General features: G+C 33.3%; 17 protein-coding genes. 9 read left to right on the top strand and 8 right to left on the bottom strand.

Translation table 11 applies throughout. The features are described from left to right. Positions 1-94: 94 nt before the first annotated feature. The gene (locus tag ACR9ES_RS09480) at positions 95-490 is read left to right on the top strand and encodes a hypothetical protein (protein WP_435254042.1); all 396 of its coding nucleotides are present in this window, start codon (positions 95-97) and stop codon (positions 488-490) included. 89 nt (positions 491-579) lie between these two features. Next, positions 580-1944 (top strand): alanine/glycine:cation symporter family protein, encoded by a 1365-nt coding sequence (locus tag ACR9ES_RS09475; RefSeq protein WP_435254041.1) that lies wholly within the window; start codon positions 580-582, stop codon positions 1942-1944. Positions 1945-2002: 58 nt separating this feature from the next. Here the strand turns inward: ACR9ES_RS09475 and ACR9ES_RS09470 are convergent, their stop codons facing one another. Both ACR9ES_RS09470 and ACR9ES_RS09465 read right to left on the bottom strand, forming a co-directional pair. After that, a complete protein-coding gene (locus ACR9ES_RS09470) occupies positions 2003-2224 on the bottom strand; it encodes a hypothetical protein (RefSeq protein ID WP_435254040.1) in 222 nt (73 codons plus the stop codon). Between the two features lie 146 nt (positions 2225-2370). Beyond that, positions 2371-2715 carry a HopJ type III effector protein gene (locus tag ACR9ES_RS09465; RefSeq protein WP_435254039.1) on the bottom strand — a complete coding sequence of 115 codons (345 nt, stop codon included), beginning with the start codon at positions 2713-2715 and terminating at the stop codon, positions 2371-2373. A gap of 180 nt (positions 2716-2895) precedes the next feature. On the opposite strand from ACR9ES_RS09465, the gene aspS reads away from it, so the two are divergent. The 3 genes from aspS to ACR9ES_RS09450 all read left to right on the top strand — a co-directional run bounded on the left by aspS (position 2896) and on the right by ACR9ES_RS09450 (position 8380). Further along, a complete protein-coding gene (gene aspS / locus ACR9ES_RS09460; protein ID WP_435254038.1) occupies positions 2896-4650 on the top strand; it encodes an aspartate--tRNA ligase in 1755 nt (584 codons plus the stop codon). Between the two features lie 106 nt (positions 4651-4756). Further along, the gene (locus ACR9ES_RS09455; protein ID WP_435254037.1) at positions 4757-6520 is read left to right on the top strand and encodes an APC family permease; all 1764 of its coding nucleotides are present in this window, start codon (positions 4757-4759) and stop codon (positions 6518-6520) included. A gap of 87 nt (positions 6521-6607) precedes the next feature. Beyond that, the gene (locus ACR9ES_RS09450; protein WP_435254036.1) at positions 6608-8380 is read left to right on the top strand and encodes a chloride channel protein; all 1773 of its coding nucleotides are present in this window, start codon (positions 6608-6610) and stop codon (positions 8378-8380) included. On the opposite strand, the gene glpQ is transcribed toward ACR9ES_RS09450, so the two are convergent. The 3 genes from glpQ to ACR9ES_RS09435 form a co-directional block, all read right to left on the bottom strand. Next, the gene (gene glpQ / locus ACR9ES_RS09445; protein ID WP_435254035.1) at positions 8370-9347 is read right to left on the bottom strand and encodes a glycerophosphodiester phosphodiesterase; all 978 of its coding nucleotides are present in this window, start codon (positions 9345-9347) and stop codon (positions 8370-8372) included. The two genes, ACR9ES_RS09450 and glpQ, sit on opposite strands and share 11 nt — an antisense overlap. 3 nt (positions 9348-9350) lie before the next feature. After that, positions 9351-10844 (bottom strand): YfcC family protein, encoded by a 1494-nt coding sequence (locus tag ACR9ES_RS09440; RefSeq protein WP_435254034.1) that lies wholly within the window; start codon positions 10842-10844, stop codon positions 9351-9353. Between the two features lie 120 nt (positions 10845-10964). Then, positions 10965-11993, bottom strand: coding sequence for a M43 family zinc metalloprotease (locus ACR9ES_RS09435; protein WP_435254033.1), 1029 nt, complete (start codon positions 11991-11993; stop codon positions 10965-10967). 408 nt (positions 11994-12401) lie between these two features. Between ACR9ES_RS09435 and ACR9ES_RS09430 the strand changes: the two genes are divergently transcribed. Beyond that, positions 12402-13103, top strand: coding sequence for a Bax inhibitor-1/YccA family protein (locus ACR9ES_RS09430; protein ID WP_435254032.1), 702 nt, complete (start codon positions 12402-12404; stop codon positions 13101-13103). Positions 13104-13169: 66 nt separating this feature from the next. On the opposite strand, the gene ACR9ES_RS09425 is transcribed toward ACR9ES_RS09430, so the two are convergent. Beyond that, positions 13170-14381, bottom strand: coding sequence for an aminotransferase class V-fold PLP-dependent enzyme (locus ACR9ES_RS09425; RefSeq protein ID WP_435254031.1), 1212 nt, complete (start codon positions 14379-14381; stop codon positions 13170-13172). A gap of 93 nt (positions 14382-14474) precedes the next feature. Here ACR9ES_RS09425 and ACR9ES_RS09420 point away from each other — a divergent pair, with 93 nt between their 5' ends. Further along, on the top strand, positions 14475-15800 hold the full coding sequence (locus ACR9ES_RS09420) for a serine hydrolase domain-containing protein (RefSeq protein WP_435254030.1): 1326 nt from the start codon (positions 14475-14477) through the stop codon (positions 15798-15800). 3 nt (positions 15801-15803) lie between these two features. After that, a complete protein-coding gene (locus ACR9ES_RS09415; protein ID WP_435254029.1) occupies positions 15804-16145 on the top strand; it encodes an SdpI family protein in 342 nt (113 codons plus the stop codon). Between the two features lie 84 nt (positions 16146-16229). Here ACR9ES_RS09415 and ACR9ES_RS09410 read toward each other — a convergent pair whose 3' ends face one another. Further along, on the bottom strand, positions 16230-16904 hold the full coding sequence (locus tag ACR9ES_RS09410; RefSeq protein ID WP_435254028.1) for an SCO family protein: 675 nt from the start codon (positions 16902-16904) through the stop codon (positions 16230-16232). Between the two features lie 159 nt (positions 16905-17063). On the opposite strand from ACR9ES_RS09410, the gene rseP reads away from it, so the two are divergent. Next, complete coding sequence (rseP, locus tag ACR9ES_RS09405; protein WP_435254027.1) at positions 17064-18410, top strand: RIP metalloprotease RseP; 1347 nt, start codon at positions 17064-17066, stop codon at positions 18408-18410. Positions 18411-18486: 76 nt separating this feature from the next. Here rseP and ACR9ES_RS09400 read toward each other — a convergent pair whose 3' ends face one another. Next, positions 18487-20295: a GNAT family N-acyltransferase gene (locus ACR9ES_RS09400; RefSeq protein WP_435254026.1), complete on the bottom strand. Its 1809-nt coding sequence runs from the start codon at positions 20293-20295 to the stop codon at positions 18487-18489. Positions 20296-20314: the final 19 nt, after the last annotated feature.

The raw sequence follows: 20314 nt of genomic DNA, 5'->3' as shown, positions 1-20314 counted from the left end.
AGAGTTAATCATTTTACTATACTAATATTCTCAATAATTAATTTTATTTTTTTAATTAAAAAAACTAACAACGATTTAAAACAATAGTTTCAAAATGAAAAAAGATATTGAAATTCCAAAGGTTACTGGCGTTGAAATCGCAGTAGTTTTAGAAACTAATGAAGTTGACGGTAAAGAGGATTGGAATGTATACATTCTAAACAAAAAAGATGTTGACCTAGAAATGGTAGTCATTGTTTCTCAAGGATTCTCAGATACTAAAACCACTTCTGTTTTCCGTAGAAAAATAGACAAACTTCCTGCAAATAGTTACCAAAAGTTTGAACTAATGCAACCTGAATTATTCGATTTAGACAACCGTTTTCAGGTAACGTTTTTTGAAAATAATAGGCTCCATGATAAAACCTTTATTTTTCAAGCAGAAACTATTCAAGAAGGCTTTTTAAGAGATATTGAGTTCTTAGGAAAAAGAGGAATTGTTTGTAAATAAAAACTCACAAAAGAACGATAGTTGTTAATTCACAGCTATCGTTCTTTTTTTACTATCACTTTTTAGTACTTTCGTAAAAATCCTATTTCATGTTTTTAAACATTCAAGACTTAGTTGCACAATTTTCTTCTTGGGTATGGGGAATTCCCTTATTAATTTTATTAATTGGTGGTGGTTTATACCTATTTATTTATTCAGGGTTGGTTCCTTTTAGATATATGGGACATGCCATTGCTATTTTAAGAGGAAAGTACGACAAAGCTGATTCTCCTGGTGATTTATCGCACTACGAAGCTTTATCTTCTGCTATTGCTGCTACCGTTGGAATGGGGAATATTAGTGGTGTTGCCATTGCTATTGCAACTGGTGGTCCTGGTGCTATTTTTTGGATGTGGGTAAGTGCTTTTGTAGGTATGGCAACCAAGTTTTTTACTTGTAGTTTATCAGTAATGTATCGAGGAAAAGATGAAAACGGAAATGTAAAAGGCGGTCCGATGTATGTTATTACAGAGGGATTAGGAAAAAAATGGAAGCCTTTAGCTGTGTTTTTTGCTTCTGCTGGATTGATAGGAACGCTACCTGCTTTTCAAGCAAACCAGTTAACACAAACATTGATTGATGTTTTTCAAGTACATGAAACCAATCATTTTACCGCTAAATTATTATTAGGTATTTCTATTGCCATTATTGTTGCCATGGTAATTTTTGGGGGAATTAAACGAATTGGTAGTGTCGCAGGAAAATTAGTCCCTATAATGGTTGTCGTATATCTTGTTACAGTATTAACAATCCTATTTTTAAGAATGGAACAAGTTCCTGCTATTTTTTCTTTAATTTTTGAAGATGCTTTTTCAGGAAAATCTGTTCTTGGTGGTGCTTTAGGAGTTTTAATAATTACGGGAGTAAAACGTGCTGCTTTTTCTAACGAAGCTGGTTTAGGAACTGCACCTATGATGCACGGAACAGCAAAAACCAAAGAACCTATTCGTGAAGGATTAGTTGCTATGCTAGGGCCAGCTATTGACACCTTGTTAGTTTGTTCTTTAACTGCCTTGGCTATTTTAGCTTCGGGTGTTTGGAAAGATTTTGATGGTAACGGAATTTCGATGACCTTAGCTGCATTCGATGCGGTACTTCCTCACAACATAGGTAGTGTAATTTTAACCATTTGTGTATTGATTTTTGCTTTTTCAACACTCTTCACCTACTCTTTTTACGGATTTAGTTGTTTAAGCTTTTTAACCAATACCAAGGTTGGAAAATCATACAATTACATTTACATCATCACTATTGTAATTGCTTCTATCATAAAATTAGACTTTGTAATCAATCTAATTGACAGTGCCTATGCCTTAATGGCAATTCCTACTGTGCTCTCAACACTAATTCTAGCGCCAAAAGTAAAAAGAGAAGCTGCAAAATATTTTCAGAAATTAAAAACAAATTCTTTTTAGTGTCATTTCTGTAAAACAAAAATGATTTGTAGTTATATATTAACCTGTGGCGTTAGTTTTACTCTCTGCCTATAGGAAAATCTTCATAAAAATCTTCAAAAGTTTTGTTGGTCGTATAATGGTCTCGTAATACTTTGTAAACCATTAATACTACCAGTAACTGACCGATAACCGTAAGTACAAACATCCAACTAAAACCTATTTTAGCAAAAATCAAACCTGTTAGTACAAATAAGAAAGCAGTGGTAAACAACACCAAAAACATAGCTGAATTCTTCATAATCATCAAATTACCCCATAATTTACGAAAAAATCAATAAATAATAAAGCCCTAGTTACTTTATTAAAGAGCAACCTTAGATGTTTAATGTTTTTTTGGAGTACTTATTTTGAAATAGAAGAAACAGACTAACTCTCTAACAATACTTAACGTTTTGTTAGCGCTTCTCCATCAAAAAACAATCCTTCAAAACCAGTTTTTATAAAATTTCTAATGTTTTGATGGTCTGTTCCTTCAGGATTTTTTAAAACATCTTCAAAATAATACTGTCCAAAACAAGCCAAGGTTTCTTCTTTACTGAACCCCTGTTGTATCGCAAACGAAAACACTTTACATGAACCTTGATTTTTTTCAGCTTCATTGTATAAATCGCCATTTTTAAAAGCAGTTGGCGTAAAATTGTATACGTTTTCAATCACTGAAATAGTATCAGAAAACTCAACTTTTTTCGGTGTTTTTTGTATCGTTTGTTTAAATGTATCTAGTGTCATTTTAAAAAGGTTTTACACTACAAAACAAAAGATTTAAACTCATAAAAACTAACTCGTAGTAATTTTTTACAAACTAACATTTATAGTTAAATTTGCACAGCTAAAATTTCTAGTTTCCGAAACAAGTTCGGAATGACAATTTGTAGGAAATCTCGCTATGCGAGAATAAAATTTTTAAAAATGTACAGAACGCATACTTGTGGTGAGTTAAGAGCATCGCACATCAATACTGAAGTTACCCTTTCTGGATGGGTACAAAAATCACGTGATAAAGGTTTTATGATTTGGGTAGATTTACGTGATCGTTACGGAATTACACAGTTAATTTTCGACGAAGAACGTACTTCTAAAGATTTAATGGAGAAGGCTAAAACTTTAGGGCGTGAGTTTGTTGTGCAAGTAACTGGTACCGTAATTGAGCGTCAATCTAAAAATGCTAATATCCCAACAGGTGATGTAGAAGTTTTAGTATCGAACTTAGAAATTTTAAACGAAGCTAAATTGCCACCTTTTACTATTGAAGATGAAACGGATGGTGGTGAAGATATTCGTATGAAATATCGTTATTTAGACATCCGTCGTAACCCAGTTAAAAACAGCTTAATTTTCCGTCATAAAGTATCGATGGAAGTTCGAAAATATTTATCTGACAAAGGATTTATTGATGTTGAAACTCCATATTTAATCAAATCTACTCCAGAAGGAGCGCGTGATTTCTTAGTGCCTTCACGTATGAATGTTGGTCAGTTTTACGCGCTACCTCAATCACCACAAACCTTTAAACAGTTATTAATGGTAGGTGGTATGGATAAATACTTCCAGATTGTTAAGTGTTTTAGAGATGAAGATTTACGTGCCGACCGTCAACCAGAATTTACACAGATAGACTGTGAAATGGCGTTTGTTGAGCAAGAAGATATTTTAGAGATTTTTGAAGGAATGACACGTCATTTATTGAAAGAAATCAACGGAGTTGAAGTAGACAAATTCCCAAGAATTACTTTTGATGAAGCAATGCGTAAGTACGGAAATGATAAACCAGATATTCGCTTCGGAATGGAATTTGGCGAGTTAAACGAAGTAGCACAACACAAAGACTTCAAAGTTTTTAACGATGCTGAGTTAGTAGTAGGAATTGCTGTGCCAGGAGGAAACGCATACACTCGTAAAGAAATTGATAAATTAATCGATTGGGTTAAGCGTCCGCAAGTAGGAGCTTTAGGAATGGTATATGTAAAATGTAACGAAGATGGAAGCTTTAAATCATCGGTAGATAAATTCTACGACCAAGAAGATTTAGCAAAATGGGCTGAAGCTACTGGAGCTAAAGCAGGAGATTTAATTTGTGTTCTTTCAGGAAATACTAACAAAGTTCGTGCACAATTAAGTGCTTTACGTATGGAAATGGCAGAACGTTTAGGTTTACGTAAACCTGATGAATTTGCTCCGTTATGGGTAATCGACTTCCCATTATTAGAGTTAGATGAAGAAACAGGGCACTACCACGCAATGCACCACCCATTTACCTCTCCTAAACCAGGTCAGTTAGCATTATTAGACACTGACCCAGGAGCAGTAAAAGCAAATGCTTATGATTTAGTGTTAAACGGAAATGAAATTGGTGGTGGTTCAATCAGAATTCACGATAAAGAAACTCAGGCAATCATGTTTAAACACTTAGGATTTACTGAAGAAGAAGCAAAAGCACAGTTCGGATTCTTAATGGATGCTTTCGAATACGGAGCACCACCTCACGGAGGGTTAGCTTTCGGATTAGATCGTTTGGTAGCTATTTTAGGAGGACAAGAAACTATTCGTGATTTTATTGCCTTCCCTAAAAACAATTCAGGTCGTGATGTAATGATCGATGCACCTGCAACTATAGACGATGAACAATTACAAGAACTAAGCATCAAACTAGATGTAAAAGCTTAAAAATAAGAACCCTGCAAATTATGCAGGGTTTTTTATTACCTTTAATGTACAAATCGTTACACTTCTTGAAAAAGACTAAATCTCAAAAAAACTAATCAATAATATTATGAAACACAACGTTTCTAAAAAGCTAAATGAATTAGAATCAACTGCCATTTGTGGTAATGACATCAGCTCTTCTGTTTTATATGTTTCTGCCTTAGCAATAGCCTTTGCCGGTCAATATGCATGGATAACACTTTTAATCGTATCGGTTGTACTATTCTTATTTCGGAAAATTTATGGTGAAGTTGTTGGTGCAATGCCACTAAATGGAGGTGCTTACAATGCTTTATTGAATACAACAAGTAAAATGATGGCTTCTTTTGCTGCAACCTTAACCATACTTTCTTATATGGCTACTGCTGTAATTTCTGCCAATGAAGCTATTCATTACTTACATCACCTAATTCCTTCTATGCCAATTATTATAGCAACTGTTGGGCTTTTATTATTTTTCGCACTATTAACCATTGGTGGTATTACTGAATCGGCTAAAGTAGCGGTTGGTATTTTTTTGTTTCATTTAGTATCGTTAGTTGTACTAACCTTTTTTATCATCTTTTATTTATCTCAAAACGGTATCGATATTCTTTTTAAAAACTGGGGATATCAATCGGAAAATAGTATTTGGTATGCTATCTTTTTTGGTTTTGCAGCTTCAATGTTAGGGGTTTCTGGTTTTGAAAGTTCTGCAAATTTTGTTGAAGAACAGCAAAAAGGTGTCTTTCCAAAAACATTAAAAAATATGTGGATAATCGTGAGTATTATCAACCCTTTAATGGCCGTTTTTGCTTTATCATTATTTGCTATTCCCGTATTACAAAGTGCAGATTACCAAAACACTTTATTAGTTCAAATGGGCGATTTTGTTGGAGGAGAATGGGTAGCTGCTATTATTGCTGTTGATGCTTTCTTGGTGTTGAGTGGTGCTGTTTTAACTAGTTTTGTCGGGGTAACAGGGCTCTTAGAGCGTATGACCTTAGATCGCATTATGCCTCAATTCTTTTTAAAGAAAAATAAAAGAGGAAGCTCATACCGAATCATTATTTTATTCTTTATTCTGGCAGTTTCTGTATTGCTCATAACCAATGGAAATGTAGGTTTACTTGCTGGTGTATACACCATTTCTTTTTTATCGGTAATGGCTTTATTTGCCATAGGAAACATTCTTTTAAAAATAAGAAGGAATCAATTACCTAGACCAGAAAAAGCTACCTGGGCATCCGTTATATTAGCAATTATAGCCGTGTCTTCTGCTCTAGCTGGTAATATTTTAATGGATCCTAAAGACGATTTACCTAGTAACACTATAGTCTTCTTAGATTATTTTGTTCCTACAATTATTTTTGTCATCATCATGTTAAACCGTACGGTTTTGTTAAAGCTAGTACTACGAATAATCTATGCTATCTTTAATCCGCTAAGAAGGTTAGTTTTTAACGTAGATAAAAAAATTACCCAAACCGTAGACAAAATAAACTCTCAAGAATTTGTCTTTTTTACCAAGGGAGACAACATTGCTACTCTTAACAAGGTTATGTTATACATAATTAGAAACGAACATACTAAAAAAATAAAAATTGTATTAGCATTGGAAAAAGGGCAAACTATTCCTGAAAATCTACCAAGTGAAATTACATTTTTAGACAAAGAATACCCAGAAATTAAAGTCGATTTTCAAGTAGTTGAAGGAAAATTCACTCCAGAATTAATCAAAGAATTATCTGAAAAATGGAACATTCCAATTAATTTTATGTTTATAGGAGCTCCTAGTGAAAAGTTTCCTTATAAAGTAGAAGAGCTAGGTGGTGTTCGCTTAATTGTGTAATAAAATTATTCCTAAATTAAAAAGATGGTAGTATCTTTAATTATTCATAACTAAATTTTCATATATCAACTAAGGCTCTAAAGCACAATGCTATCATCAAAAGAAATTTACAAGAAAATACTTGTTTGGAGGTATAAACATATTTCTGAACGTCAATTTATCTATATATTGAGTGTTTTAGTAGGTTTTTTAGCGGGTTTAGGTACGCTAACCTTAAAGAACCTCACTTTCTTTTTCCATAATATTTTAGAAGATGGTCTTATTGAAGAATACCATCATTCACTATACTTTATCTTTCCTATCATCGGATTATTTTTAGTGTATTACATTAAAAAATATCTAATCAAAAAAGACATTGGTCATGGTATTTCTACCACGTTACAATCAATTTCCAAGAAAAACGGAATTATAGAGCGTTACAAAATGTATGCGTCACTTATTACTGCACCAATCACAGTTGGTTTTGGAGGGTCTGCAGGATTACAAGGACCTGCTGTAAGTACTGGAGCAGCGTTGGGTTCTGGAGTAGCACAGCTATTTCATATGAATATGAGAACCCGAATGTTATTAATTGGTTGTGCGACTGCTGGGGCTATGTCATCTATGTTTAAAGCTCCTATTGCAGCCATTATTTTTGCCGTAGAAATTTTTAGTTTAGATATTGCTTTTGCATCTTTAGTTCCGTTGTTACTAGCGTCCGTTTCGGCTGTGATAACTTCTTATTTCTTTTTAGGAAAAGACGTATTGTTTAGCGTAAAACTTCAGCAAGCTTTTGAAATTAACGACCTGATGTTTTACTTAGTTCTAGCTATTTTCACAGGATTTTCATCAGTCTATTTTTCAAAAATATATTTCAGAATAACGAATTTTTTCAAACAGTACACACCTTTTAAACGGTTGGTTTTTGGTGGAATTGCTATCGGGTTGATGCTTTTTTTAATCCCTCCACTATATGGTGAAGGATACGGAATTATCAACAACTTACTCTCTGAAAATGCACCAGAAGCATTAAAAAGTATTCATTACAATATCGATTTTGAAAATGTATGGATGGTCATTGTTTTTTTGTTACTTATCGGAATATTTAAAGCAATTGCTATGACCACCACCTTTGCTGCTGGTGGAGTTGGAGGAATCTTCATCCCTACATTGGTAATGGGAAGTACTTTAGGAAATGCTGTTGCAAAAGTCATCAATCAATTTGGGTTTAATGTTTCTGAAACCAATTTTACCTTAATTGGTATGACAGGTTTAATGGCAGGTGTGTTACATGCACCCTTAACTGCAATTTTCTTAATTGCTGAAATTACAGGAGGTTATGATTTATTTGTTCCGCTAATGTTGGTTGCAGCCGTTTCGTTTGCTATTACTAAATATTTTGTATCAAACTCTATTTATACAATTGAATTAGCAGAACGCGGAGAGTTATTTACGCATAACAAAGACAAAAATGTGATGATGATGATGAGAATGAGTCAAGTTATTGAAAAAAACTTTGTAAAAATTCATCCTGAAATGAGTCTTGGTGATATGCTAAAACAAGCTGTAGCAAAATCGAAACGAAATATTTTCCCGGTAATTGATGATAATGAAAAGTTTATAGGAATTGTTTTGTTAGATGATATTCGTCCTATGATGTTTAATCAAGAATTATACGAAGCCACCAAAGTGAGAGATATTATGAAAATTGCCCCAGCTATAATTTTCTACACCGATACTACCGAAAAAGTAATGGAGAAATTTAAAGAAAGTGGCGCGTGGAATTTGCCTGTGGTAAAAGACGGGGTCTATGTTGGTTTTATTTCTAAATCAAAACTACTTTCGGTGTACCGTAAAAAATTATTAGAAGTTACTGTTTAGCTAAATACTGAACCATTTTATCAGGAAAATCGGTAAAAGCACCATCAATATTTGCTTCAAAAAAGAGCACTTGCATCATTTCTTCAAAAGAAGAAAACTCTTCTAATTGATCAGCTCTAAACGTATACGGATGTACTTGTAATCCGAGTTTGTGAGCGTCTTCAACTAGCGTTGTAAACTGCCACTTCTCTCCTACTTTTTTATCTAAAATTTGCTTGTACCAAGGCCCTAATCCGTCTGCATAAGTTGTGAAATATTGAAGTTGTTTGGTTTCTTCAGGAAACTCAATTAATTGCACTAAAAATAAATCTGATTGTAATTCTTTTCGAACACGTTCTAGCTCCTTAGCATCAAAACACTGAAACATACACTTATCTTCCTTGGTTTTGTAACCGTACTCAGAAAGGATATCCAAGGTAATTTTAGCAATATCTTTTCCGTTTTGATGATGAAATGCTGGATTTTTAATTTCTGGATAAATTCCGATATTTTTTCCTGTGGAAGCATTCAATCCCTGAATCAATTCTATTTCTTGTTGTAAAGAATGTAATTTAAAACTCCCCATTCCCTTCGGAAATCGATTCGGATACACTTGCTCTCCCGTCTTCGGATTGAAACGTTCTGTAACGTTTAATTTCTGTAATTCATCAAAAGTAAAATCGATGACATAAAATCGCCCATCTTCACGTTTTTTTTCAGGAAATTTTAGAGCAACGTCAGTAACATCATCCAATTCAATATCATGAATCACAATAGGAGCATCATCTTTACTCAATACCAAATCCTGCTCAATATAATCAGGATTCATCGCATACGCCATCGCTTTGGCTTCCATAGTATGTTCAGGTAAATATCCTGAGGCTCCTCGATGTGCTATGACAGTTTTTGTATTCATATTTGTTGATTTTTTAACAGGTGTACATCCGAAGAAAACACTAAAAAAAAGAAAAGTACAAATTCGTTTCATTGGTTATAAATACACTTGAATAGTTAAAGCTATCATGGTAAAAACTGTTAAAATAATTACTAACGGAATTACAAATTTTAACCATTTATCGTATCCTACTTTTACTATTGCCAACGATGCTAAAATCAATCCTGTTGGATTGATAAAAGCAAACAGCCCCATTCCATATTGATAAGCATTTACAATCACTTCTCTACCTACACCTACTGTATCTGCCAAAGGCGACATAATTGGCATCGTCAACACCGCCATTCCTGAAGAACTAGGAATAAAAAACGACAATCCTGAATAAATAAACAGCATCACATTTGTGAAAATTCCTTTAGACATTCCTGTAGTAAACTCACTTGCATGTTGTAAAATTGTATCGCTAATCAACCCTTGTTCCATCAATACTGAAACACCTCTGGCGATACCAATAATAAAAGCAACTCCTAATAAATCGTTTGCTCCTTTAATAAACGTAGTTACAAAGTTTTCTTCTTTCATTTTGGCTAAGAAACCAATTAAAATTGCCCCTATTAAAAACACGACTGTCATTTCTTCAAACCACCATCCTAAACGAGAAACTCCGTAAATCATAATCACAAAACACATGGCAAAAACAGTTAATATAATGCGCAATCTTCCTGTTAACGTATGTGTATTTGATGTTGAGCTTCCAAAAAGACCTTCTATCATTTCTTTTTGATCGTAAATAATCGATTTTGTTGGGTCTTTTTGAACTTTGTTGGCATATCGCAGAATATAAATCACACAGATGATTATTCCTCCAATCAACATTAATAATCTTCCTGTAAAACCAGTCGTCCAGTTAATTCCAGCAGCATCTGAAGCGATAATTACACTAAACGGGTTTACCGTTGAGCACATCGTACCAATGGATGATCCAATATACACGCAGGCTAAAGCCACAATAGCGTCGTATTTTGCTGCTAAAAAAATCGGAATTAGAATCGGATAGAAAGCAATGGTTTCTTCTGCTAACCCAAAGGTAGTTCCTCCAACAGCAATTAAAGTAGTTACCACAAAAATCAACCAATATTCTTTCCCTTTCAATGTTTTTGCTAACCATGCAATACCTGCATCAAAAGCTCCTGTAAAGTTCATAATACCAATGATTCCTCCTAAAATTAATACAAACAGGATAATATCCGAAGATTGAATAATTCCTTTTATAGGGGATTTAAAAAAGTCTAAAAACCCTTGAGGTTTTGGGTCTAGTTGGGTATAGGTTCCTGGTACACTAATCGGTTTTGCAATATCTCCACTCGTGAATTTTTCTAACGGAATTTTAATTCCTAAACTCTCCAAAGTTTCTTGATTCACAGGCATTGTTTTTTCTTCTTCTAAATGTTTATAAACAAAAGAATTATCAGCTTCTTGATACTGTAAAGTATCGAATTTACCTGCGGGTATAAACCACGTTAAAATAGCAACAAACCCTGCTATTAATAATAAAATGGTATGCGGTGTTGGGAATTTTATTTTTTTCAATGTGTACGTTTTATTTGAGTTGTTAAAAATATAAAAAAAGCCAAGAGCTTAATACCTCTTGGCTTTATAATAATTAAAAATAATTATTGAGAACGTCTTTTTAAAAGACTTTGGTTTTTTCTAGTTTAACATAGAAGCTCTTGCACCACCTGAAGCAAATAAAGCTCTCATTCTGTTACGCTGACCATCAGTGAACATGTACATACAAGCATCATTTGTATAATCCATATAGTTCATAGTCATATCAGCAGATTTACAGCTAACATCTGGATACGTTGGACATCCGTAGTTTGAGGCATCAGAAGATGGAGTATCAGCTACGAAATCGTCTTGACGACATCTTCCGTCTCCCCAAATGTGACGTAAATTTAAGTAATGACCAACTTCATGGGTTGCAGTTCTACCCATATTATATGGAGCAGAAGACCCTCCTGGTAAAGTTCCTGCTAATAACACTACTCCATCAGTAGCAGAGCTACCTCCCGGAAATTGAGCATATCCTAAGATACCTCCACCTATTTCACACACCCAAATGTTTAAGTGAGTTGAAGGAGTAATTGGAGGATAAGCAGCTTTTACAGCATCGTTTGTTCCCCAAGAAGACTTAGGGTCGTCATGTCTAAAAGTACCTGCTAATGTAAATTGGATTCCTGTATTTGTTGCATCGTTGATAAAATCCGAAGCCCCTGAAGGAAGTTGGTTTGTGTTTGGACTACTAAAATCATCATTCAACACGTTCATTTGTGCTTGAATTTGAGCGTTTGTAACACTACTTGCGTTTGGTAAAACAACGTGTACGTATACTGGAATGTTAATAGTTCCTAATCCGTCTTCGATAGGCAATACATCTACATCACTGCTACCTGAACCACCTCCTGGTTTACCTTTAGCCGTTGTTAACTTTCTTGTAGCATACTCAATATCATACATTTTCTTGTATAATCCTGGGTTTTCTTTCACTTGCCTGTTTAAAACTCGCATTGAGTGACATTGCTCACTTCCTCCTTTGTGAGAAACTTCATCAGTTACTACATAGAAATCGCTCATGTCGATTGCTTCTTGTTCTAACGGAGCTTCGTCTTTTGAGTTTTCCTGACATCCTACTAAAACAGATGCAGCTACAGCTAGTGTTAAAAAAATTCTTTTCATGTTGTGAAAAATTAAAAAATTAGTTATTTAAAAACTGCCTGTAAGGCAATAAACTTGTTAAAAAACTCAAAAGAGAAGGTATCCTCAATCAAATTGTTAAATACCTATCACTTTGATAATTATTTGAAGGGTTTTTTAACGATATGCAATATATAATTTTTTTTCAATGCTAAAAAAAAGTTAAAAAAAAGTTAATTTCTTAGGTTTAATCACTTGAGACCCTCCATTTCTTAACAATATATAAATGTTAAAATTTAACAAAAACAATAAAAAAACGTCAATTTTAAACAAATTCAATCATCAATAAGATAATTTTCAAGCTTTTAATATATGTTTTCAATAACACAAACACACAAATTTAAAATCATCTAAAAAACATATATTTACATTTAGTTTAAAAAAATAATTATGAAAAACTCATTTGAGCCAAAAGTGCTTGTTGCACAAGTTTCAGAAGCTGACAGAATCACTTTTTATAAAAAAACTTACACACATGTTGCGGGTGGTGTATTGTTATTCGTTTTGTTTGAATATTTATTCTTACAAAGTGCCACTATTGTCGAATTCGCCTTATCAATGACCCAAGGTTACAAGTGGTTATTGTTACTTGGTGGTTTTATGTTGGTAACCAGTTACGCTGAAAGTACCGCTTTAAAAACTTCGGATAAAAACTTACAGTACCTAGCCTATTCAGGATATGTTTTTGCCCAAGCTTTTATTTTTATCCCTCTAATTTATATTGCCATTTCGTATACCAACAACTTTGATATTATAAAACAGGCAGGAATTGTAACACTTGCTTTATTTGTTGGAATATCTTCCATCGTATTTATTACTAAAAAGGATTTTTCTTTTATCAGAGCTGGATTATCAGTTGGTTTTTTTATCGCTATCGGATTAATTATTGCTGGAACTTTATTTGGATTTAACTTAGGGTTATGGTTTTCAGTTGGAATGTGTGTATTGGCAGCTGGATCTATTTTATATCAAACTTCTAACTTAGTTCATAAATTTTCTACAGATGACTACATTCCTGCGGCATTAGGTTTATTTGCTTCTCTAATGTTATTGTTCTGGTATGTTTTGCAGATATTTATGTCAAGAGACTAAAATCAAAATATAATTACAAACAAAAAAAGCCTCCATTGGAGGCTTTTTTTAAATTATTATAATCTTTTAACTTAACATCATCTGCGCTTTCTTAACTGCACTAACTAGCAGATCTACTTCCTCTTTAGTGTTGTAAAAAGCAAACGATGCTCTTACCGTACCAGGAATACAGTAAAACTCCATGATAGGTTGTGCACAATGGTGTCCTGTACGAACTGCTACACCCAATTTATCTAAAATTGCTCCAACATCATACGGATGAATACCTTCTAAATTAAAAGAGATCACCGATGTTTTGTTCGTTGTTCCATAGATTTTTAATCCGTCTATTCTTTCTAACTCTTGGGTTGCGTATGCTAACAATTCATTTTCTTGTTGTTGAATAGCATCAAAACCAATCGAATTCATATAATCAATAGCTACTCCAAAAGCAATTCCTCCACAAATATTAGGAGTTCCTGCTTCAAACTTATGTGGTAATCCTGCATACGTAGTCTTTTCAAAAGTTACGGTTTCAATCATTTCTCCACCTCCTTGATATGGAGGTAATAATTGTAACAATTCTTCTTTACCATATAACATTCCAACACCTGTTGGCCCGCACATTTTATGAGCTGAAGCCACATAAAAATCGGCATCTAACGCTTGTACATCTGTTTTTATATGCGGAACCGCTTGCGCACCATCAATCAATACATACGCGCCAAACTTATGCGCTGCATGAATAATTTCTTTTATTGGATTGATAGTTCCCAAAGCATTTGAAACATGATTACAAAAAACTAATTTAGTTTTTGGGTTTAACAATTCATGATATAAATCCATTCGTAACGAACCATCTTCATTCATTGGTATTACCTTTAAAATAGCTCCTGTTTTCTCACATAACATTTGCCAAGGCACAATATTAGAATGATGCTCTAAAGCCGAAACTAGTACCTCATCACCTTCTTGTAAAATCGCCGAAAAACCAGACGCTACAATGTTAATTCCGTGAGTGGTTCCTGAAGTTAATATGATTTCATACGAATGCTTCGCATTAAAGTGTTTTTGGACTTTAATTCTTGCTTCTTCATATTTATCAGTTGCTTCTTGGCTTAACGTATGTACTCCTCTATGGATATTGGCATTGTAATTAGAATAATAATCAACAATAGCGTCAATTACCACCTGCGGAGTTTGCGAAGTTGCTCCGTTATCTAAATACACTAATTTTTTTCCGTGTACTTCTCTATTTAAAATAGGAAAATCAGCTCGAATTTTATCTATACTAAACATGTAAAATATCAAATTTAGCACAAAGGTAGGGCTTGCTTTTCAAATACAATCATCAAACAATTAAATTCTTACATTTGCTTAAAACCACGTTTTATGAAAAGTTTTAAAAGAATCCTTTTACTCATTGTAATAGCCTTGGGTATCGCTATTTATTACAACTATCCAAAGCTAAATATCCTTGCAGGATACTCTGCCAAAAACACTGCTTCATCGGTTTTTCTTGCTGGAAGAAGTTTAGAGTTTACCGATGCTAACGACAATAACTTTTCACCTATCAATGTAACTTCTGACGAAATTAATATTGAAGAAAAATCGGCAACGGGTTCAGTATACGGGTTACTAAAAAGAAAAGCTGTTTACAGAGAAGGACTAGGAGCTGTTTTGATTACGAATGATTTTGACATCACAAAACCACAACCTATACCAAAACGCTCAACACCTGATAACAACACTCCATTTCCCTACGGAAACGCAGATCATAAAGACACTATTTTTTCTAATATTGACTATAAAAAACTTAACGAAACTATTGATACTATTTTTAATGATAGAAATCAAACTCGTTCAGTTATTGTAGCATACAAAGACAAAATTATTGCTGAAAAATACGATACTGGCTTTACCAAAGAATCGAAGCAATTAGGTTGGTCTATGACCAAAAGTATTACAGGTACTTTGTTCGGTATTTTAAAATGTCAAGGAAAAATTGATATTCAACAAAGCAATTTATTTCCAGAATGGGAAAATGACGAACGCAAAAAAATTACCATTCACAATTTATTACAAATGAATTCTGGCCTAGAATGGGAAGAAGATTACAATACCATTTCTGATGTTACTAAAATGTTATTTTTAGAAAAAGACATGACTAAAGTTCAAATTAACAAACCTTTGGTAGGTAAACCCAACGAGACTTGGAATTATTCTTCTGGAACTACCAATTTACTCTCTGGTATTTTACGAACAAAATTCAACACACAACAAGAATATCTTGATTTTTGGTATAGTGCTTTAATTGATAAAATTGGCATGAATTCTATGATAGTTGAAACCGATATGAGTAATCATTATGTAGGTTCATCTTATGCTTGGGCTACTACAAGAGACTGGGCTAAGTTTGGATTGTTATACCTACACAACGGTGAGTGGAATGGTGAGCACCTTTTTGATAAAGATTGGGTTGATTATGCTACAAAACCTACACCAACCTCTGATGGTTCTTACGGAGCTCAAATTTGGTTAAACGCTGGCGGAAAATTTCCTGATGCTCCTAAAAATATGTATTCTTTTAACGGCTATAAAGGTCAAAATGTATTTATTTTGCCTGATCAAGATTTGGTGGTAGTTCGTACCGGACTTACCAAAAATGCAGATGTAAACTCCTTGTTAAAAGGAATTGTAAATTCTATTAAACATTAAAACATGAACCCTATTTATTATGTACTTTCTATAAACGGAGTGCTTTTTTTATTCAGTATTATTTTTCACTTTTTTCCACCAAAGAAAATCAATGCGATTTACGGTTACCGTACTAATAAAACCATGAAAAACGATACTATTTGGCAATTCGCTAACACGTTTTTTACCAAAGAGTTTATGAAATATTCAGCAATTTCGTTAGTTGCAGCTTTAGTTTTAGCTTACTTATCAAAAGAATTAACATTGCAACCAATGGCTATTATGTTATTATCGTTAGCTGTATCTGTAGTTAAAACAGAACAAGAAATTAACAAGAATTTTGATGAAGACGGTAATAAAAAGTAAAAACTAAATTCCACCATAAACTAAAAGACCTTGATGTTAAGCTTAACATCAAGGTCTTTTTACTTATGAGTTTTTTATAATCTCCTATTTGTACTCTTCTTTTAGCAACGTAATATCATCGATTATTTTTTTCATGTTTTCTTTTTTGGTTCCGTCATACGAACCTCTAATACGCCCTTCTTTATCTATCAACACAAAGTTTTCAGTGTGAACCCAATCACTTTCTCCTCCATCACCTTCATCTAACACAGCAAAATAATGCTTACGTGCTAAGTTGTAAATATGCTTTTTTTCACCTGTGGTTACATTCCATTTTCCATCAATCACACCTTTTTCATCGGCATATTTTCGTAATTGTGGTACACTATCCATAACTGGAGTTACAGAATGCGATAAAAACATAATATCATCATCATTTTTGTAATGCTCTTGCAATTCGCTCATGTTATACGCCATTGCAATACAAATGGTTTGACAACGGGTAAAAAAGAAATCAGCTATGTATATTTTATCTTTATAATCGGCATTGGTAATCGTATCACCATTTTGATTAATCAAAGTAAATTCTCCTACTTTATGATTCTTCGTTCTATTTCTTACGGAAACATCAACTAATTTTGGATTGATGTCTGCAGGATTGTAAATAGGTAATTTAGTATCAACTTTTACTAAATGATAAAATACAGGAACAACAATTGCACTAAAAACAAGTATAAAAATTAGGGTGCTTTTCGATTTTTTGAAGAATTTAATATCCACAGTACTAAAATTTTCTACAAAAATACGACTAAAAACACGGGCTTTAATGCAGCAACCCTAAAAAGTTTGTTAAAACAAAAGCGCAAGTCTATTACAAACTTTTAGAACTGTACTGAAAAACGTACATTTGTCAGATTTAAAAAATAGACAACACCTTTTATGGAAATATTAATAAAAGCATCTCAATTTATTTTAAGCTTATCGCTCTTGATTGTTTTACACGAATTAGGGCACTTTATTCCAGCTAAATTATTTAAAACCCGTGTAGAAAAATTCTATTTATTTTTCGATTACAAATTCTCTTTATTTAAAAAGAAAATCGGTGATACAGTATATGGTATTGGTTGGATTCCGTTAGGAGGTTATGTAAAAATTGCTGGTATGATTGACGAAAGTATGGATACCGAGCAAATGCAAAAACCTGCACAACCATGGGAGTTTCGTTCTAAACCAGCATGGCAACGTTTAATTATTATGTTAGGTGGCGTTTTTGTAAACTTCATTTTAGGTATTTTAATATACATCTGTTTGATGTGGGCTTATGGTGAGAAATACTTGCCAAACGAAAGCTTAAAAGATGGTGTTTGGGTTCAAGATCAATTAGGAAAAGATTTAGGTTTAGAAACAGGAGATAAAATCTTAACTATTGACGGACAAAAAATTGAGAAGTTCGGAGAGCTTCCTTTAGAGTTCATAAATGGTACTAATTACACAATAGAAAGAAACGGAACTGTTCTTGAAAAAGAAATTCCTACCGATTTTATCTCAAAGTTAGTAGATAGAGGTAAAGATGCTGGTGCTTTTCTAAGCTATAGAACACCTTTTGTAATAGGACAAGTTCCTGAAGATTCTCCAAATAACAAAAGTGGATTACAAAAGACAGATATTATAACTTCTATTAATGGAACACCAATAACCTATTTTGATCAAGCTCAAGTTGAACTAGATAAAAATAAAGGTCAAGATGTAACTATTACCGTTAAAAGAGATAACCAAAATGTGAGCCTTCCTGTAAAAGTTACTGAAGAAGGAAAATTAGGTGTTGTTATTGCTATTTTATCTTTACCAGATTTAGAAAAGTTAGGATATTACACCTTAGCTGAAAGAAGTTATTCTTTTGGAGAAGCTATTCCTGCAGGAGCAAACAAAGCTTGGACAACCCTAACTAACTATATTAAGCAAATGAAAAAGATTTTAAATCCGAGTACAGGTGCTTACAAAGGTTTAGGAGGATTTATTTCTATCGGAAGTATATTTCCTTCTGAATTTAGCTGGGAAACATTCTGGAACATTACAGCATTCTTATCAATCATGTTAGGTTTTATGAATTTATTACCAATTCCTGCGTTAGATGGTGGTCACGTTGTATTTACCTTATGGGAAATGATTACGGGTAAAAAACCAGGTGATAAGTTCCTAGAATACGCGCAAATCACAGGATTTATCTTATTAATAGCATTACTGCTATTTGCTAACGGAAATGATATTTTCAGGTTATTCAAATAACCTTTGAAACTACATAATAAAAAAGCATCGTACTAAGTACGATGCTTTTTTTATTGAACTATATTTTCTATAATAATTACTTATTCAAGTTTTCAGCTGCACGACGCTCTAACTCTGCTTGAAACTCTTCCATTACAGGTTTTACCGTACTTTCTGGTATATCTGCTACCTTAATATACATTAATCCATCGATCGCGTTATTAAACTTCGGATCTACGTTAAAAGCTACTAATCGTGCATTTTGCTTTACGTACTTCTTAATTAACACAGGAATACGTAATTCTCCTGGTTCTAGCTCATCAATAAGTTTATCGAACTTTTGCATATCTGCCTCTGTAGCATCAAAAACAAAGTCTTTATCGGCATCTTTCAGCTTCACCTTAAACTCTTTCTTCGGATGAATGTATTGCGCCACATATGGGTCGTAATAATGCGACTTCATAAACTCAATCATCAACGACTTTGAAAACTCAGAAAACTGATTACTTATGCTTACTCCTCCCATTAAATATTTATGTTCTGGGTAACGTAATGTAACATGTACAATCCCTTTCCACAATAAAAATAATGGCATTGGTTTTTGTTGATATTCTTTAATAATAAAGGCACGTCCCATTTCAATGGTTTTTTCCATCATAGGGTATAATTCTGGCTCTATTCTAAATAATGTTTGAATATAAAAACCATTTATTCCGTGTTTCTTAAAAATATCTTTTCCTAAGCCCATTCTATAGGCTCCAACCAACTTCTTTTGGTCATTATCCCACAAAAATAAATGGTGATAATACTTATCAAACCTATCTAAATCTATCGGCTTGTTGGTTCCTTCTCCAACCTCTCTAAAGGTGATTTCGCGCAAACGACCTACTTCATGTAAAATATTAGGAATCTCTTTTGCGGTTGCAAAAAACACCTCATAATTTTTACTTTCTAACAACCTACTTCCCTTCTCACGTAAAGCATCCACTTCTTTCCTAAACAACTCTGGTGATTTTTGAGAAGTAATATTTTTGGCTTTCTTCGGAATTTTAAGGTTTTGTGTTGATAAAATCTTTTGAGAAGCTTTCTCATACGGATTTGCCAACATATACGTTTTTCTACGTAAAAACTGGTAAAACTCTGGAATTTCAGGATAAGCATCTTGGTCTTTTACTGAAATTGGTTTTCCAATTCTTACTTTTATAACTCTATTTTTTTGAGATAATAATTCCGATGGAAGTTTGGCTGTTCTTAAGGTATCACTAATTTTAGATAGCGTATAAAACAACTGACTGTTTTTAGCGTGAAAATAAATAGGAATTACTGGTACCTTCGCTTTTTTTATCAAACGAACAGCTCCTTGCTCCCACTCTTTATCAACCATTAACTTTCCATCACGATAGGTAGATACTTCTCCTGCTGGAAAAAGTCCTAATGGCTTTCCTTCACGTAAATGCAATAAAGCATTTTTCACTCCTGCAACACTCGATTTTGCATCCTTATGATTTTCAAAAGGATTTACGGGCATTACATAAGGCTTTAAAGGCTCTATTCTGTGTAATAAAAAGTTAGCAATTATCTTATAATCTGCTCTATGCTCTAATAAAAGTTTTAATAATAAGATACCATCAATCCCTCCTAACGGATGATTAGAAATGGTAATAAACGGTCCTTCTTTTGGAATACGTTTTAAATCTTCTTCAGGAATTTCAAACTCTATCTGAAACTCATCAAGCAAACCATTTAAAAAAGGTAAATCCTTTTTATGCTTGTGCTTGTTATAAACTTCATTAGCTTTTGAAATTCGTAGAACTTTCATCAGCAACCATCCTGAAAATGTTCCGAAAACCCCGAACTTATCAGCTCCTATTGCTTTTGCAACTTCTTTAGGTGTTACTAATCCCATACACAGTTATCAATTGACA

Origin of the sequence: Tenacibaculum sp. A30, assembly GCF_051200845.1 — a bacterium.
Taxonomy (GTDB): Bacteria; Bacteroidota; Bacteroidia; order Flavobacteriales; family Flavobacteriaceae; genus Polaribacter.
Note: the sequence above shows the minus strand (reverse complement) of the source record. Positions and strands in the feature narration are given on the sequence as shown.